Annotated in this window: 14 protein-coding genes and 1 riboswitch; of the genes, 7 read left to right on the top strand and 7 right to left on the bottom strand. The window is 61.6% G+C overall.

The genetic code is table 11. From position 1 onward, the window contains the following. Positions 1 to 20: 20 nt before the first annotated feature. A complete protein-coding gene (locus EEB12_RS29660; RefSeq protein ID WP_134999874.1) occupies positions 21 to 863 on the top strand; it encodes a hypothetical protein in 843 nt (280 codons plus the stop codon). Here EEB12_RS29660 and EEB12_RS29655 read toward each other — a convergent pair whose 3' ends face one another. Beyond that, positions 864 to 1838: a TauD/TfdA dioxygenase family protein gene (locus EEB12_RS29655; RefSeq protein ID WP_134999875.1), complete on the bottom strand. Its 975-nt coding sequence runs from the start codon at positions 1836 to 1838 to the stop codon at positions 864 to 866. A 111-nt stretch (positions 1839 to 1949) separates the two neighbouring features. Between EEB12_RS29655 and EEB12_RS29650 the strand changes: the two genes are divergently transcribed. Next, on the top strand, positions 1950 to 2498 hold the full coding sequence (locus EEB12_RS29650) for a nuclear transport factor 2 family protein (protein ID WP_258537560.1): 549 nt from the start codon (positions 1950 to 1952) through the stop codon (positions 2496 to 2498). 3 nt (positions 2499 to 2501) lie between these two features. On the opposite strand, the gene EEB12_RS29645 is transcribed toward EEB12_RS29650, so the two are convergent. Next, positions 2502 to 2735, bottom strand: coding sequence for a hypothetical protein (locus EEB12_RS29645; RefSeq protein ID WP_080910610.1), 234 nt, complete (start codon positions 2733 to 2735; stop codon positions 2502 to 2504). 279 nt (positions 2736 to 3014) lie between these two features. Between EEB12_RS29645 and EEB12_RS29640 the strand changes: the two genes are divergently transcribed. Further along, complete coding sequence (locus EEB12_RS29640; RefSeq protein WP_020970156.1) at positions 3015 to 4508, top strand: stealth family protein; 1494 nt, start codon at positions 3015 to 3017, stop codon at positions 4506 to 4508. 51 nt (positions 4509 to 4559) lie between these two features. Here EEB12_RS29640 and EEB12_RS29635 read toward each other — a convergent pair whose 3' ends face one another. The 3 genes from EEB12_RS29635 to EEB12_RS29625 all read right to left on the bottom strand — a co-directional run bounded on the left by EEB12_RS29635 (position 4560) and on the right by EEB12_RS29625 (position 8374). Beyond that, positions 4560 to 5927: an NtaA/DmoA family FMN-dependent monooxygenase gene (locus tag EEB12_RS29635; RefSeq protein ID WP_134999877.1), complete on the bottom strand. Its 1368-nt coding sequence runs from the start codon at positions 5925 to 5927 to the stop codon at positions 4560 to 4562. A 20-nt stretch (positions 5928 to 5947) separates the two neighbouring features. Then, positions 5948 to 7294 carry an LLM class flavin-dependent oxidoreductase gene (locus tag EEB12_RS29630; RefSeq protein ID WP_148668943.1) on the bottom strand — a complete coding sequence of 449 codons (1347 nt, stop codon included), beginning with the start codon at positions 7292 to 7294 and terminating at the stop codon, positions 5948 to 5950. Next, a riboswitch (SAM riboswitch) is annotated at positions 7277 to 7390 on the bottom strand. It overlaps the preceding gene by 18 nt. A gap of 78 nt (positions 7391 to 7468) precedes the next feature. Continuing rightward, entirely contained in the window at positions 7469 to 8374 is a 906-nt protein-coding gene (locus tag EEB12_RS29625) for a phosphodiesterase (protein WP_134999879.1), read from the bottom strand. A gap of 339 nt (positions 8375 to 8713) precedes the next feature. Here EEB12_RS29625 and EEB12_RS29620 point away from each other — a divergent pair, with 339 nt between their 5' ends. Both EEB12_RS29620 and EEB12_RS29615 read left to right on the top strand, forming a co-directional pair. Further along, positions 8714 to 10087, top strand: a complete 1374-nt coding sequence (locus EEB12_RS29620; RefSeq protein WP_134999880.1) for a dicarboxylate/amino acid:cation symporter — start codon at positions 8714 to 8716, stop codon at positions 10085 to 10087. Between the two features lie 172 nt (positions 10088 to 10259). Next, positions 10260 to 10619 carry an excalibur calcium-binding domain-containing protein gene (locus EEB12_RS29615; protein ID WP_141489175.1) on the top strand — a complete coding sequence of 120 codons (360 nt, stop codon included), beginning with the start codon at positions 10260 to 10262 and terminating at the stop codon, positions 10617 to 10619. Between the two features lie 52 nt (positions 10620 to 10671). Here EEB12_RS29615 and EEB12_RS29610 read toward each other — a convergent pair whose 3' ends face one another. After that, positions 10672 to 11790: an alpha/beta hydrolase gene (locus tag EEB12_RS29610; protein WP_113684019.1), complete on the bottom strand. Its 1119-nt coding sequence runs from the start codon at positions 11788 to 11790 to the stop codon at positions 10672 to 10674. A gap of 111 nt (positions 11791 to 11901) precedes the next feature. On the opposite strand from EEB12_RS29610, the gene EEB12_RS29605 reads away from it, so the two are divergent. Next, a complete protein-coding gene (locus tag EEB12_RS29605) occupies positions 11902 to 15084 on the top strand; it encodes a DEAD/DEAH box helicase (protein WP_141489174.1) in 3183 nt (1060 codons plus the stop codon). Between the two features lie 113 nt (positions 15085 to 15197). Next, positions 15198 to 15773, top strand: a complete 576-nt coding sequence (locus tag EEB12_RS29600; protein ID WP_003940660.1) for a TerD family protein — start codon at positions 15198 to 15200, stop codon at positions 15771 to 15773. An 83-nt stretch (positions 15774 to 15856) separates the two neighbouring features. Here the strand turns inward: EEB12_RS29600 and EEB12_RS29595 are convergent, their stop codons facing one another. Next, entirely contained in the window at positions 15857 to 17269 is a 1413-nt protein-coding gene (locus EEB12_RS29595; RefSeq protein ID WP_258537561.1) for a plasmid pRiA4b ORF-3 family protein, read from the bottom strand. Between the last annotated feature and the right edge of the window lie 488 nt (positions 17270 to 17757).

Below are 17757 nucleotides of genomic sequence, written 5' to 3'. Positions count from 1 at the left end.
GCCCTTGCGAGAATCGTCCGATGATCACGCGGAGCTCCGGTCAGCACGTATTCATCGCACTCGGCACGCCATGGATCGATGCCGTGGTCGCGTTTCTCGAACCCCGGGCCCGTGTCGATCCCTGGATCATGCACGGAAAGATGGCCATCGGTGACCTGCTGGTCACGGTTCTCGACACCACTCCTCGCACGCTGCTCTGCATCGAGACCGTGGCTGCGCCCTTCGACGGCACGTCGCCGATGGAAGTCGATGAACGCCCGTACGAACTCCACGGTTTGCCCACCGTTCCAGAACTCGAACAACGATGGTCCATCACGTTTCCCACGGATCCTGGGCCGGTCGACGACGCACTGGCCGACCGGATTCTCACGGCCGGCCAGTCACACTATGCGCACTACTTCGGCGACATCGACACGCTGGATCCGACGTCCACAGCTGCCCACGCCCGAACGTTGATGAACGAGCGGGGCAACTGCACAGGTTGCGGCTCACCGATGCCGTTGCGAAAGTTCAACAGCAGCGATCGCCTTCACTTTCATTCCGCATCACGGATCTTCAGGCAGGCTGAACCTGGTGACGACTACCCAGCCGTCCTGTGCCGCAAGTGCACCGGAAGGATGGCCACGTCTGGGCACACCAACTTCATCGACTACATGCTGGCGAAAAATCCACCGTGCCCACACTGCGGTGCACACAGAACCGCTCAGTGTGCCCCGGGGATGCCGGTCCATCCGTTCGATCACCTACCGTGGCTCGCCGTAACTGGCTGCGTCGTGGGACCGGACACCCCGGAATGGACGTGCCGAGCGTGCAGTCACTCATGGGGACAGATGTTCCCGCCGGATCACCCGCAGCACGACTGATCAGTTCGCGGCGAAGCCGGGAAGCCGATCGATGTCCGCGATGATCGAATACTCCGCGGCGTCACCCTGGAGGATTCGACTCTGCTCGCCGTGGACGTCGACGGGGACGTCGCCGGCCAATGTCACTCGGTGCACACTGCGCGCCTGAGTCCCGTAGTCGGCGATACCGTAATGCTGAGTCGCCTGGTTGTCCCAGATCGCCAGGTCGCCGGCCGACCAGTTCCATCGAACAGTGTTTTCCAACTTGATGATTCGTGCCTGCAGGATCTGGTAAAGAGCGACCGACTCCGACGGCTTGAGCCCGACGAACTCCTTGAAGAAGTGACCGAGCAGGAGGGTCTTCTCCCCCGTCGCCGGATGGATACGCACCACCGGGTGTTCGGTCTCGTAGATCTCACGGGTGAATTCGGCGTAGTAGGCCTGGCGCTGCGCGTCTACCGGGTTCGCCTGATCGACAACCTCGGCATAGTCGTAGGCATTGGTGTGAACGGCCCGCAAATTCTCGACCAAGACCTTGAGTGAAGACGGCAGTTGGTCGTACGCGGCGGTGGTCGACGCCCACGTGGTCGCTCCGCCGTACTCGGGAATGGTCGTCGCTCGCAGAATCGAGGCTTTCGGGATGCGGTCGACGAACGTCACGTCCGTGTGCCAACTGTTGGCGGCGCGGTCGAGCACCAACAGCTTGTCGCCCCTGGACTTCACCGTCGGGTGCGGGGTGGTCTGGGTGCCGAGGGTTCCGGCGAATTCGTACTGCGACGTGTCGTCGAGATGCTGCTGCCCACGGAAGAACACAACCTTGTGCGCTGCCAGCGCATAGTTGATCGCGTAGGCGGTCTCTTCGGACAAGTCTCCGGAGAGATGGACGCCGTCGATGCGGGCGCCGATCAGCTCGCCTACTTTGTGGACGGTGATTCCGCCGGCAGCGTAGATCTGCTCCGGGGTCTGGGTGACACGTTCGAGTTCGGTGACGGACATGGCGATCTCCTGTGAGTCGGTCAAGCCTACGGGCGCGGCAGTCGTCATGGCGCTGCCTACTGTGAACACTCAATCATTTACGCTGCGCGCCCGAATACGGTTGAACTCGAGGTGATCTCAAAGTTCGCCGCTCCCTCGCCGGAGAATCTTGCCGCTCACTGGGACGAGGTCGTCGTCGTTGTCGTCATGAGCTGTAGCGTGCGATCTGCCGCACCCACGTCTACGGAGGACAGCATGCAACCCGAGGGCCCTGCCGAACAGATTCGTTCAACGCTCGCTCGCATCGCGCATCTTGCCGATACCGGCTCGGTCGAGGATTACGTGGAGCAGTTCACCCGCGAGGCCGAATGGAACATGCCGGCCAATCCCGATCGCGGTATCCCCGCACAGGTACGACGTGGCCGTGAAGAAATTGCCGCTGGAGTAGTCGAGCGCCGGGCCGCCGGCATTCAAGGTCCGGGCACATTCACACGCCACGTCACCACGGCGATCGCCGTGGACGTGACCTCGGAAACTACAGCCCGCGCGGATGCGGTGTGGATGTTCTACGTCGACACGACCACCTCGCCCAAGCTCAGCGGCGTCGGGAGCTACGCCGATGAGTTCGAACTCGAAGACGGGCGGTGGCGACTGTCGCGACGAGTGATCTCGCGCGGCTGACGGTCAGTCTTCTTCGCCGGTGATCAACTCACACCAGTCTTCGACCTGATCGATCCCCTCTTCCGTCCATTCCGGGCTCATGTCTTCGAGTGCATCGAAGACCACCTCGCAGGTCAGCATCTCCGGTGAACCCTCCGACCCCGCCGTCTCGGCGCCTTCAGCAGAAGCTGTGGCTACTGGGCCGGCGGCCAGCGCAACAGCCATCGCGCCTGTTCCGACCATCGCTTTCACACGCATCGGTTCTCCTCCTTCACTCTCGCTTCGGTCCTCGGGGTACCCGACTCGCCCCGCCCTACCCATCGCCGTCACTCATGTCCGACTTTCGGCGCCGACGGCATAGACTGAGCTCGTCGCCACCACGCTCTCGCAGCGTCGGGGCGACAGATACACAGCTGGATCAGAATCGGAAGGCATCCCATTACAGAATCTCCCGCTCCGCACGACATCTACTTCGTACCCCCGGAGCAGGACAGCCCCAATCCTGTGGAACCGGCGTCGGCCGCGTCACGCGCACGGATGGGCGAGCTACCCGAGACCGTCCGATTCAAGAATCGTTTTGCCCTCGCGATCACGACCACCACGCCGCTCGAAGCGATGGTCGAAGATCTCCTCTTCATCCGCGACATCCTCGACGCCGCAGGAATCGAGTATCTACTCGTCCGCGGAAACGACGAGCGCCCCGTGATCGCGGTGAGCTGGACCGAGCGCAAGAACCTGCGGCAGGCACTTGTCGAGGGATGCGCAAACGCACCCTTCTATTCCAAAACCGTCGACGCGAAGAAGAGCCCAGCGCTCCTTGTCGCGGACGGTGCCCTGTCGAAAACCAACAAGTCACGGATCTTCCGCTTGTTCCGTCCGCGGGTTCACGTCGCAAGCGGCATGAACTACGGCGCGAACATCGGCGTTCAAATCGAATTGTGGTCGATTTCCGACGAAGAAATCGTCCTACCCGTCGAGAACTCACTGACACGACGAACCGTCCTCCCTGAAGAAGCGGTCCGAGGAACCGTCGAGCGATTCGGCCGGATCTGGCCGACCATCGAGAACATGTTCGCCGATCATGCCTCCGATATCAGCTTCGATATCGATCTGGTCTTTTCCTGGGTCGACGGCTCTTCCAAAGAGTTTCAGGCTCAGCGCGCCAAGCGGATGCAGAACTACATCGTCGGCGAGGGGGACGAATCAGAGGCGCGTTTCCGTCAGATCGACGAGCTCAAGTACGCGCTACGGTCCATCCACATGTACGCGCCGTGGATCCGACGGATCTTCGTCGCAACCGATTCCGATCGTCCGGACTGGCTTGCGGACGATCCGCGAGTCACGTTCATGCCCAGCGAAAAGTTCTTCGCCGATCCAAGTGTGTTGCCCACCCATAATTCTCAAGCTGTCGAGTGCCAGCTGCACCATATTCCGGGTCTGGCGGAGCATTTCCTCTACTCCAACGACGACATGTTCTTCGGTCGCCCCGTCGGCCCCGATATGTTCTTCTCCCCCGGCGGGATCAGCATGTTCATCGAGGCCGACACCAGAATCGGTTTGGGACACAACGACAACGACCGCAGCGGGTTCGAGAATGCGGCTCGCGTCAACCGCCGTCTGCTACAGGACCGCTTCGGTCTGATGACCACCAGACATCTGGAGCACGCAGCGACGCCACTACGCAAGAGCGTGATGGCCGAGATGGAACGCGAGTTCGCCGAAGACTTCGCGGCCACTGCAGCAAGCACCTTCCGCGCGAGTTCCAATATCTCGGTGACCAATTCGCTGTACCACTACTACACGCTCATGAGTGGACGGTCGGTGGTGCAGAAGTCCGCGGCCGTCAAATACGTCGATACGACGGTCAAGGCCGGTTTGCGCGACATGGACTCACTGCTCGCCAAGCGCTCCATGGACTTCTTCTGCCTCAACGACGGCAGCGCTCCGGAGATCGATCTGGAACTTCGCACACGCAAGATCACGGAGTTCCTGGAGAGCTACTACCCCATCCCGGCGCCCTGGGAAGCCTAGACGAAACAAGGGCCCAGCCGATTTCGGCTGGGCCCTTGCTACTTCGGTCGATCAGCGTGCTGTCACATGCTCCCGTTGCACCGGAATGGGCAGTCCGAGATTGTCACGCAACGTCGTTCCTTCGTAGTCACTGCGGAGGACACCTCGATCTTGCAACAGCGGCACCACGTCGTCGACGAACTCGTCGAGGCCGGTCGGCACGAGGTGCGATCCGAGGATGAATCCGTCCGAACCGTCGTTGCGGACAAACGAATCTATTTTCTCGGCAACCTGCTGCGGTGTACCCACGATCGGTCCACGCTCGAACTGATCGATCACCACTTCGCGCAGATTCAACTTCTTGCTCTCGGCGACCGCGCGCAATTTTGCCACGGTCGCGAAACGATCCTGGTGAATGAAGGCGCGCCCCTGGATGATCGGCGGAGCCTCGGGGTCTGGTGCGATATCGGGTAGTGGTCCTTCGGGGTCGTACTTCGACAGATCGAGATTCCAGATCTGTTCGAGCAGAACCAAAGCGGTCTGGCCGGTGACCTGCTGGTCGCGAATCTCTCGATACTTCTCGATTGCGTCCGCCTCGGACGTGCCGAGAACAAAACTCGCCGACGGCAAGATCTTGATGTCACCCGGGTCGCGTCCGGCCGCAACGGCACGAGCCTTGATGTCACGATAGAAGTCGGCTGCCTCGGGCAATTGACCATACGGTGAGAAGATCGCGTCGGCATTACCAGCAGCAAAATCGCGCCCCTGCGGCGACACCCCGGCCTGCAGAATAACCGGGCGCCCTTGCGGACTGCGCGGCACCGTGAATCGGCCGTTCACGTCGAAATGTGATCCATGAAAAGCGAATTCACCGGCATCCGGTCGCGCGAGAAAGCGCCCTGATGCCTTGTCGGCCACGATGTCGTCATTGCGCCACGAATCCCAGAGTTGACGCACCAGCGCTACGGTCTCCTCCGCACGCTCGTATCGTTGCGCACGATCCAGGTATCCGCCGCGACGAAAGTTCTGGCCGGTGAATGCGTCGAACGAGGTGACGACGTTCCAGGCGGCACGTCCTCCGGACAACTGATCGAGCGTCGCGAATTGTCTTGCCAGCTCGTAAGGCTCGTTGAACGTGGCGTTGATGGTGCCTGCCAAACCGAGGTGTTCGGTCACTGCTGCCAACGATGCGAGCACGGTGAAGGTGTCCGGCCTACCGATGATGTCTTGGTCGAAAATCTGTCCCGCACGCTCACGAAGGGCGAGGCCTTCGGCGAGGAAGAAGAAGTCGAACTTCCCACGCTCGGCGGTTCGAGCGGTGTGCTCGAAAGAATCGAACTCTATCTGGCTGCCCGCCTGCGGATCCCACCATGCAGTGTGATGGTTGACGCCGCCGAGGTAGGCACCCAGGATGACCTGCTTACGCTTCTGAGAACTCATGAAAATCTATTCCTCGTCTGTCAGGCGGCCGGAGTGCCGGCGGCGTAGCGGTTGGGAACGTCGATGGGTAGACCAAGGAGTCCGCGAAGATTCGTCTGCGGATATTCGGTGCGGAATACGCTGCGTCGCTGCAGTTCAGGCACCAGCTCACCTGCGATGGCGTCGAGGTCGTCCACGAGGACGCCCGGCCGCAACCGGAAGCCTTCGATTCCCAACTGCTGCCACCGGAGCAGGAGATCCGCCAACTCCGCAGCAGAGCCGGTGAAGGTCAGCGCGTCCGAACGGTATTCGGCGCCGGCCTGCGCGTCGAGGCGAGCGAGCCGTTCCTTTCCGGTTTCTTCCGGCGCATCGAAGAAGACGACGATGTCGGTGAAGACCCGAAGAGGTTCGCCGGTGCGCTGCACGTGTTCTTCGGCGGCTCGCACTTCACCCAGGATTGCCGTGACCTGCTCGTCGTCGAACGGCGTCACGAACACCAGATCGGCCGTCCGCGCCGCCAGCTCGTACGCGACCCGCTGATGTGCCAACGCGGTAACGACGGGATGCCCCTGCGGCGGGCGCGGAGTCACCGACGGTCCACGGACCGAGAGGTACTTTCCCTCGAAGTCGATGTAGTGCAACTTGTCTCGGTCGATGAACCGGCGCTGCTCCACATCGCGGATCTCGGCGCCGTCCTCCCAGCTGTCCCAGAGTCGCCGGATTACGTCAGCCGCCTCCGCAGCTTCGTCGAACAGGTCGCGCACGAAGTCCGGGAGGACGCCTGAAACGATCGACTGACGGTCGGCATCGGTGAGCGCTGGGATGTCGCGACGCCCGAACTGTGCTGCCTCGGATTCCGACGCCGAAACCTTCACCTGCCATCCGGCGCGACCGCGCGAGGTGTAATCCAGCGTGGCAACGGCTTTGGACACGTGAGACGGCTCGGTGTGAATGGTGGTGATGGTCGGGATCAAGCCGATGTTGCTCGTGATCGGTGCCAGTCGGGCGGCCACGAGATGTGCGTCGAGCCGAGCGCGCACCCGATCAACCGCGTCGTCGACGGGCTCGAGTGGGTTGGCCGGCACCGAGAGACTGTCCTCGATGGTGACGAAATCGAGCAGACCACGCTCGGCGGTCGTCACCACGTCAGTCCAATACGACGCGCTGAACAGCTCACTCGGGCGCGAGTGTGGCTCTCGCCAGGCTGCAGGGTGCCAACCGGCACCGTCCAGCGCTACGGCGAGATGCAACGGAGCAAGATGAGAGGAGGGGGTGGAGGTCATCGGCGCATACTCCTGTTCGAGAACTACTCGGGAGCGCACAGTGCCGACCGCAGAAACCGTCAGCACCCGACTGACGGTTCTCGTGGCGACTGCCGCTTGCGACACGCACCACGCGTATCGCCAGGTGTGATTCCGGGGCACCCCATCGGCATGAAGGGTTGCCGTCCAGCTAGCCGGTCCTTGTTGCTGGAGCTCTGCACCTACCTCGACGGTAGTGAGTACGCGACAGCCCGGCAATCGCCCAGAACTGCGCCGGAGTGCCGGAAACCGCCTGCCACCTCAGATGATCGAGCGTGCAGCCTTTTCGCTCTCGAGGATTCGAATACCGGCAGCGCTGAGCCTCCGGGTTCCCTCGGCCGCGTCGACAGGCTCACCGACCGTCACGTGCGCGCCGAGTGGAACGACCGAATGAACAATTGTCTCGTCGTAGACGTGCACCAGGTTGCACCCCTGAGCCCCGTCACGACCACGCTGACCACCGACTTCCACGTTCAAGTCCTGGGTGTAACACGTCGACGACGCCACGGACACCGGAATGCCGGCGAACGTCGCCGTCGTCGAATAGTGCAGATGCCCGGCAAGAATCGCCCGGACGTCGCTGCCACGCAAGACGTCTGCCAACCGGGACTGATCGCGCAACTCCACCAGAACCGCGAGATCCTGAATGCACGGAACCGGCGGATGATGCAGCGCCAGAATTGTTCCGTCGGGCGCGGGCACCGCCAATTCTGAGCGTAGCCAATCCAATTGACGATCCGAGATCTCACCGTAGTGGTGACCGGGAACCGACGAATCCAGGGTGATCACCCGCAGTCCGTCAAGGTCGTAGACGTTGTCGACGGGATGATCGGTGGCGTCCTCGCCCAACAGCAGAGACCTGAAAGTAGAGCGGTCGTCGTGGTTGCCCATCGCCCAGATGACCTGCGCATCGATCTCGGCCGCCACGGGTTCCACGATGGCTTTCAATTCCGCGTATGCGTCGGGGTGTCCCTGGTCGGTCAGGTCGCCGGTGAATATCAGTGCATCCGGGCGTGCGCCCGAGGCCACGATCCCGCTGAGCACTTCCCGCAATCTCGTCGACGCATCCACGGCGTCGTACAACTCCCCCTGAGCCACCAGATGCGTGTCACTGAGGTGCACCAGGAAATGCTTCGGACGCGGGTACTCGGCATTCCGAACGCTCATCGGTCTCTCGCTTCCGCTTGCCGACGCTTAGGCGCCGGTGCGGCACCTACTGATCGTCGAGACTAGTCAACCGACCAACAGTGACTGATCGGGGCACGCCCGACGAACACGAAGCGAACTCCCGCGGCGACCCTCGGGATCGAGTAGTTGAAGCTGCGAGTAGTGTGTGGACAGTGTTGTTCCTGACCAGTCGGCGTTACGTCGACCTTCGCCTGCAGGCGAGCGCAATGTGTACGCGCTCGCTCTGACCTGACGCGTACCAGGAAACATTTCTTCGAATCTGCCCGGCCTCTGGTGCCGCGCTGCGTTTCGCTCCCTTGATTTTCGAAAGGCATAGTCATGCCCAGCTCCACCTCCACCGGCGTGCCGGAAAAGTCCACGTCCCGTTTTCCGTCCTGGGCGACGGCATTCGGACCGCAGATCGTCGCCGGTCTCGTACTCGGCGTCATCATCGGTCTCGTCGCCCGGGCAATGCCTGATGCAGCCGACGGCAACGTCAACTGGTTGGTCGGCACCGTGCAGACCATCGGTTCGAGTTACGTCAAGCTGCTCACCGTGGCGGTGATCCCGCTGGTGTTCACCGCCATTGTCAGCTCCATCGCCAACCTGCGCCAGGTCGCCAATGCAGCTCGCCTGGCCGTGCAGACCTTGCTCTGGTTCGCGATCACCGCTTTCATTGCTGTGATCATCGGCATCATCGTCGGCCTGATCACCGATCCCGGTTCACGGACCGACGTCGCCGCCGAAGCAGCGAAGGAACCCAAGAGCTCCGGCTCGTGGTGGGCGTTCATCACCGGACTGGTTCCGAACAACTTCCTGGGGTTGGGTGCAAAGACTTCCGTCGCCGAAGGCGTGGCGACTACATCGCTGAGCTTCAACGTCCTGCAGCTGCTCGTCATCGCCGGCGCAATCGGCATTGCTGCACTCAAGATCGGTCCCAAGGCTGCGCCGTTCCTCGAGTTCAACGCTTCGCTGCTCGCGATCGTCCAGAAGGTCCTGTGGTGGATCATCCGCCTCGCCCCGATCGGCACCGCCGCGCTGATCGCCAACGCTGTCGCCACCTACGGCTGGGATGCGATCGGCTCGCTGGGCGTCTTCACCGCCGCCATCTACATCGGTCTGGCCATTGTCTTCTTCGTGGTCTACCCGATCCTGATTGCCGCACAAGGTCTCTCGGTTCGAAGCTTCTTCTCCGGTGTCTGGCCCGCGACTCAGCTCGGATTCGTCTCGCGCTCGTCGATCGGCACCCTGCCGCTGACCGAACGCGTCACCGAACGCAACCTCGGCGTTCCTCGTGAGTACGCCTCGTTCGCAGTTCCGCTCGGTGCCACCACGAAGATGGACGGTTGCGCCGCAATCTATCCCGCGATCGCGGCAATCTTCGTCGCCGGCTTCTACGACGTTCCGCTGACCTTCACCGATTACCTGCTGATCGTCGTCGTTTCGGTCATCGGCTCGGCAGCAACGGCCGGAACTACGGGTGCGACAGTCATGCTCACACTCACACTCTCCACCCTGGGTCTTCCCCTGGCCGGCGTCGGACTGCTCCTCGCAGTCGAACCGATCGTCGACATGGGCCGTACCGCAGTCAACGTCACCGGCCAGGCTCTGGTTCCGGTCATCGTCGCAAAGCGTGAGGGCATTCTCGACAAGGAACGCTTCGACGCTCCCCGCAACGGTGATCCCTTCGCCGAGGAACTTGTCGACGCGTAACCCTCGCTGACAGCAGCAGCGTCCCCGCACCCGAGCAATACGGTGCGGGGACGCTGCTTTTCACCCCAGGTTTCACCCTTACCGAAATAGACCATTTGGTCGTTATGGCCAGTATGCTCAGCCGGCACAGCCCTCCGAAGTGGAAGGGCTGCCCAGTTGAACACGAGGTCACATGAAGCTCCGCCGTCTGGCATTCAGCATCGCAGGTTGCGCCGCAATCACTCTGGTTGCCGCACCCGGCGCTCAGGCATCCACGGTTTTCGATTTCCTACCGATCGAGATCGCACGCATGATTCCGACTGGCTCTGCCGACGCAGTCCAGCCGTTCCTTCCCCCGGTCTTCGCACCGCCTGCACCGCCCGCTCCGCAAGCGCCCCAGAACCAGCCGGCGCCGCAGAACACTCCCGCACCGGCGCGGTATTACCAGAACTGCACTGCCGTGCGTAACGCCGGCGCAGCTCCGTTGTACCGGGGCCAGAACGGATATGCCCCGCATCTCGACCGGGACAACGACGGCATCGCCTGCGAGTGATCCAACGCTCGGGTTGTGGTGCACCCACAACCCGAGCACTGTTGTCGAACCGTCAGACGCCCAACGCCCGGGACAAAGTCGGCCACGCCTTGGGTAGTCGTTCACGCCAATATGCCCACGCGTGTGTGCCGTTCGGCTCGTAATCTACCTGCGCCGGAATCTTCAGCTCCTGCAACCGCGCGTCGAACATCTTGGTGCAGGCATGCGCAGCAACCTCGATGCCGCCGCCGATCACCAGACGCTCGAGTAGTTCCGGAGTCTGCAGCGTCTCGTCGGATCCGGGACGACCATTTGCCGTCGACACGTAGATTTCCTTGCCACGCAGCTTCTCTGCGTTGATCAACGAATCGTGTGCCTCCCACTCGGGGCCTCCTGGCACACCCCAGATGTTGGCCGGATCTCCGCTTCGCGAAGAAATCGTGGCCTGGACGGCAGTTCGGCCGAGCGGATCCATCGTGGAGTAGCAGCCACTGAAAACCGCGACGCCACGATACATGTCCGGAAAGCGTTGGGCGAGCATCATTGCGCCCATCGCGCCCATGGAATTGCCGGCAATCGCGTTGATGCCGTTGGTCTTCAACCGTGCGTCGATCAGCGGTGGCAACTCTTCGGTGATGAAGGTTTCCCACTTGTGCAGTCCCAGCCGCGGATCCGGATTCTCCCAGTCCGAGTACAGGCTCGCGATACCACCGTTGAGCATCACGACGTTGACGTTCTTGTCGGCGAAGAACGCCGGAGCGCCGCCGATCGTCATCCATCCGCTGCTCTTCTCACCGGCGTCGACACCCTCGAGCATGTACAGCGCCGGGCGCGGAACCGAATTGTCCGCGGGTAGCAAGATCTCGACGCCGACCTCGCGTCGAAGTGCAGGCGACGCCACCGTCAGCCTGATTGCCTGCGGTGCGGTCACCTTCTCGCCGACGATGGCCGGGACGACGATGTCGTCGCGCAGCTCCGGCTTGGGGCCCGGATCCTCCTGAAGCGGTCCTGGGATCGTCGACCCCGAACTCACGCTGCCCTCGACGCTGCCCAGACTTCCCGAGCTTCCCGAGCTCCCGGAACTCGGCGCTGCCGTCGACAGTCCGCCCAACTGCAAAGAAAGTGCACAAACGGCCAAACACACCGCACCTGTGCGCGCAGATCGGATCCACGCTCGCCGCTCAGTCCTCATGAAACTCCCAAACCAGTCAAAGATGTTTCCGTGAACATACCGTGCAGTTCGGACTTTCTTGGACAAACGACCACGACAAGATCTGTCGGTCACCGCTACTAGGCTGGCCCCGTGCAACCGGATTCAGTCAGGGCCCTCGACCTCGACCGAATTCGCGCTATCGTGGGCACAACCACCTACGAACGCGGACTTACCTACCTGCGGCAGAATGCAGTCGAATCCATCGCATGGAACGACACCGCTGACACCTTGACCGGCGCTGTATCGGGAACTGCGCGAGAGCCGTACACCTGCACGATTTCGGTAAGTCGCAGCGCGGCCGGTACAGCAACGTTCACGCGTGGCCTCTGCACGTGTCCCGTGCGGATGAACTGCAAGCACGTAGTCGCGTTGGTGCTCGCAGCGGTGGCCGAGGCGAACAAGACTCCACAACACCTCGGATGGGACAGCGCGCTCGAGGAGTTGCTCCGACCAGACCCGGCCGGCCGCACTACACGTGGACTTGGCATTCAATTCACCACCCGAACCAAGGGCGCATCGACAAGGCTCATCATCAAACCCGTGCAACCAGGAGCGAGAGGGTGGATCTCCGGCGGGCTCGCCTGGAACAAACTCGGAAGCACTTTTCAGTTCCCCGCAGATCACCTCCGGGTTCTACGCGACATACATCTCCTCCACAGCGCCGGCAACTACTACCGAAATCAAAATGCCGCGGAAATCGATCTTGCCGGGTTCGCGAGCCCGCAACTCTGGTCTCTTCTTCGTGAGGCGATCACCGTGGGCGTTTCACTCGTTCACTCGAAGGCCGGCCTCGGCAACATCTCCCTACTCGACGATGCCAGCATCTGCCTCGACGTCCACGGTGCAGAAGACAACAACCTCCGCCTGACGCCCCGAATTCAGGCCGGTGGGCACATCGTCACCCATACCGACTGGGGACTCGTCGGCACGCCGGCACATGGCGTCTTCGCGCTCGACGCCGCCAACGCGATCACTCTCGCACCACTGCACACGCCGATAACCCACCAACTGAGGCAGTTGATCGACTCCGGAAAATCGGTCGACATACCCGCCGAGCATCGGGATGCATTCACTTCGCGGTTCGTGTTCAAACTCGGAAACCTCGCTCCCGTCATATCTTCCGACGGCGCCTACAACCCACCGACTGTGTCCGGTCCTCGGCTACAACTGGTCGCCACGTACGCGGACAACCACCGCATCGACATCGAATCGGCATGGAAGTACACAGTCGATGCCGACGAACTGATCATTTCTACCGCAGACACAACCACCGACGAGTCCGAGATCCGCAACCACGTTGCCGAAGATGCCATTGCCAAGAGCCTCGGTGCGGCCGCGGCGAAGGCCACTCTCGCGGGAACGTTGGCCGGCCTCGATTCCATGCAGTTCACACTCGACCTCCTCCCCCAACTCGCATCGCACGACGAAGTAGACCTCACCGTCGCGGGCACTCCCGCCGACTATCGGCCCGCAGACGACGCTGTCGTGATCGGCCTCAGCACGTCAGCCCCCGACGGGAGCAGCGGATCCGACTGGTTCGACCTCGACGTCACCGTCGACGTTGCGGGACAAAGCGTTCCGTTCACCACGCTGTTCTCCGCCCTGAGCAAGGGTGAGACTCACATACTGCTTCCGGACGGCGCCTTCTTCCGACTCGACGCACCTGACCTTCTCGGTCTACACCGACTCATCACCGAAGCGCGGTCGCTGCTCGATCGACCAACCGGCAAACTCGCGATCAGCAAGTTTCAAGCCGGGCTGTGGGAAGAATTGACGACACTGGGAAGAGTCGAACATCAGGCAGCAGCTTGGAAGAAGCAGATCGCAGGATTGCTCGGCGGTTCCGGGATCGATCCCGTCGACGTCCCCGCCACGTTGACGGCAACACTGCGCCCCTATCAGGTCGACGGATTCCGCTGGCTCAACTTCCTCCGGCAGCACAGCCTGGGCGGCATACTCGCCGACGACATGGGCCTGGGCAAGACCCTGCAAACTCTCGCAATGATCTGCACTGCACGGCAATCGAATCCAGCGGCGCCGCCCTTTCTGATCGTTGCTCCCACCAGCGTGGTCTCCAATTGGAAATCCGAGGTGGCCAAGTTTGCACCAACCCTCCACACCGCTGTCATCACGGATACTCTGCGGCGCAGAAGAACCGACCTGGCAACACTCGTCGACGGGGCGGACATCGTCGTGACGTCGTACGCTCTCTTTCGCCTCGACACCGATGCGTATTCGGCGGGCGTCTGGTCCGGACTGGTACTCGACGAAGCCCAATTCGCCAAGAACCACAAGTCCAAGGTCCACAAGTGTGCGACGGCAGTGAACGCACCGTTCAAACTCGCGATCACCGGCACTCCCATGGAAAACAATCTCATGGAGTTGTGGTCGCTCCTCGCGATCACTGCACCAGGACTGTTCCCCAGTCCCACCACCTTCACCGACGTCTACCGCAACCCGATCGAAAAGGAAGGCGACACAGAGCGATTGGCGCAACTTCGGCGGCGCGTCAAACCGCTGATGGTTCGGCGCACCAAGGAACAGGTGGCTGCAGACTTGCCGCCGAAGCAGGAACAGATACTCGAGATCGAGTTGCATCCGAGCCATCGCGCGATCTACGACACCCATCTGCAACGCGAACGGCAGAAGATTCTCGGACTGCTCGACGACGTCGACAAGAACCGATTCACGATCCTGCAATCGCTGACGGTGCTACGCCAACTCAGTCTCGACGTCTCGCTGGTCGACGAGGAAAGCGGACCTGTCCCCTCAGCCAAGGTCGACGCTCTCGTCGAGCAATTGGACGACGTCATTGCGGGCGGACACCGTGCGTTGATCTTCAGCCAATTCACCGGGTTCCTCGGTTCTGTCCGCAAACGACTCGAAGCGGAAAAAATTCCGTACAGCTATCTCGACGGTTCGACGCGCAATCGCGGTGAAGTGTTGGAGGAGTTCAAGTCTGGCGTAGCCCCCGTATTCATGATCAGCCTCAAGGCTGGTGGCTTCGGCCTCAATCTCACCGAGGCCGACTACTGCTTCATTCTCGACCCTTGGTGGAACCCGGCCGCCGAGGCACAAGCGGTCGATCGCACTCACCGCATCGGGCAGACACGAAACGTCATGGTCTACCGTCTCATTGCCAAAGACACGATCGAAGAGAAGGTCATGGCGCTCAAAGCCAAGAAGTCGGCATTGTTCTCGAATGTCATGGACGCCGAAGGGACACTCGGCACCGGACTCGACGCCGAGGATCTTCGCGCGCTGTTCGAGTGAGGTAGCTATTCGGTCGAACCGCACCTACCCGCTCACGGTAATGTGAGTCGAGAACGGACAACACAGAACTCCCGAACGAAGAAATCCACTTCGTTCGAACGAGAGGAACCTGAATGGGCGTCACACTTGCCAAGGGCGGCAACGTATCTCTGTCGAAAGCCGCACCCAACCTCACCAAGGTCGCAGTCGGTCTCGGCTGGGATGCACGCAGCACCAGTGGTGCCGACTTCGACCTCGACGCCAGCGCGTTGGTCACCGGCCCGGAACGCAAGGTTCTTTCCGACCTGCACTTCGTCTTCTACAACAACCTTCGCTCGCCCGACGGATCCATCGAGCACACCGGCGACAACCTCACCGGTGAAGGTGACGGCGACGACGAAGTCATCAACGTCGACCTCCCGGCTGTACCGCCCAACGTCACCAACATCTTCTTCCCCGTCTCGATTCACGACGCCGATGCCCGACTCCAGTCCTTCGGGCAGGTCACCAACGCCTACATCCGCGTCGTAGATCTGTCGAATGGATCCGAGCTGGCACGATACGACCTCTCGGAAGACGCTTCCACCGAGACCGCCATGCTTTTCGGTGAGCTCTACCGCCACAACGGCGAGTGGAAGTTCCGCGCAGTCGGACAGGGCTACGCATCCGGACTCGCCGGCATCGCCCGCGACTACGGCGTCAACATCTGATCTCTAACCAGGACACGAAACGGGGTTCGATTCGGCATTGCCGGATCGAACCCCGTTTCGGTTGTCTGCATCGAACGCGCGAGTTAACGCTGCAGGATCGCCCTCGCGAGGTGAACAGCCCAGGGAGAGTCCTCTTTGGTGCCGAACTTCCCCAGCTCGTACCCCGTAGCGCCGATCAGGCCGAGCACCTCTACGGTGCTCCCGGACGTGTCACGTTTGGAAGTCTGAGCGCCGGACATGAGGATGCTTGACGACCGAATCGACTCCAGTGCTCCCGCGACGAAGCGATGACGATCTGCCGGCGACAAACCAGCGGCTACGGCGAGGAGGACAAGAAGTTCCACTGCTCTCTGCGAGCCTCCCGGCGCAACCGGAACGCTGTCGACGATCACCGACCACATGATTGATGCGTCCCGCTGCGCTGACTGTCCCCGCTTCGTCAGCACAATCTGCCCTTTGTGCTTTCGCACCAGGCCAAACCTCTTGAGTACTGCGAAGAGTGATCGCCCCTTGGGAAGGTTGACAGGTCCTAGTTCGGGTTCGTCGAGCATTGCGTCGACCGTCGTGAAGAAGTCATCAGCGTCGACCCCTTCGACACCGATCAGCGCCAGGACCGATTGAAGGCGTTGGCCCGCCTCGACGTGGACCAACTCTCCGATTGCCGACTCATCGTCAATGCCGGCTCGGGCGAGGACCGCGCGCAGTTCCGGGACTCGCGACGGTTCCAGGCATTCGACGAGCATTGCGGTGTCGTACGGCGCAACGATCTCGTCCGGTCGAGGTATATGAAGCCGATTGTTGACCTCAGCGATCTCGAATCGTGTCGGCTCGAATTCGGTTTGCGGCCATTCGAGGGTCCATTCGTGGGAGCGCAACTTCTCCGAAGCGAGGACACCGAGGAGCTGCTCGTACTCGTCAGGCCCGACGCATTCCTCCGGCGGACACGCACCGCGACCCGCGGCACACACAATTTGGAATCCGTCGGGCAGTACTTCCGAAGATTCCAGTGTCAGCGTGTGACTCCAGTTTCCGAAGCGTCCATAGCGATATCTAAGTTCATCGCCGGGCGAGGCCATGACCTCGTCCAGACGTACCGCAGACTCTACGATCGCCACTCGTCCGGCGAGGCGCTGCTCGGCGTTGCTTCCGGAAGCTACATACTCTTCGACCTCGCCGGGAAATCGGGTTCCTGACTTGGACCACGCGTGCGAATGACGGTCACTCCACCCCATTGCCCGTTGAACGACCGAATGCAGGTCATCCAGATTCAGATCCGACGCGACGAGGATTCGTCGCCAGATCTGAGTGGAAACATTGTCGACGCTGATACGTATCGCGTATTGCGCCGGTACCGCGCGCCTCTTCGAACGTAACGATCGCGCAATCTGAATGCCCCCACGCACTCCGCCAGCTTCTTGTACAAACCTTTGCAGTTCTTCAGGTTCCGTCGGAACGAGTCGCAAATGCGACACCCGCGAGCTGCTCAACCCCACCATGACACTCAGCCTAGGCCAAAGTACTAGGGACAAAGGCACAAAATCGGAGAGTACTTCGCACCTATGAGAGGGTTCACAATCTGTACCTTGGCTAACCAGTCGCTACGTGCGTCGGCGCTGGCATCTTCCTCACCCAATTCCTGCCCTGATCGTGCCCTGATCGTGCGAACGGTACGTTCGGTCGATCTGAGGCGACGAAAGTGTCGTTCGCTCGATCCCGGACGCGGTGGTCAGTCGGCGGCGTGCCCGCCCCTTGATCGTGCGAACGGTACGCTGGGTCGGTCTGAGGCGACGAAAGTACCGTTCGCTCGAAGTCGGGGGTGCCGGCGGGGGTGCTTTCGGGGGGTGTTTTGGTTGGGTGTTTTGGGTACGAGAAAGCCCCCCAACCATCACTGGTTGGGGGGCTTCTCGTAATTTGTGTTCGGCGGTGTCCTACTCTCCCACACCCTGTCGAGTGCAGTACCATCGGCGCTGAAGGGCTTAGCTTC

It is taken from the genome of Rhodococcus sp. WS1, from assembly GCF_003797745.1.
In the GTDB taxonomy this organism is placed as follows: domain Bacteria; phylum Actinomycetota; class Actinomycetes; order Mycobacteriales; family Mycobacteriaceae; genus Rhodococcus_F; species Rhodococcus_F erythropolis.
The sequence above is the reverse complement of the archived record's forward strand: the minus strand, read 5'-3'. Positions and strand labels throughout refer to the sequence as shown.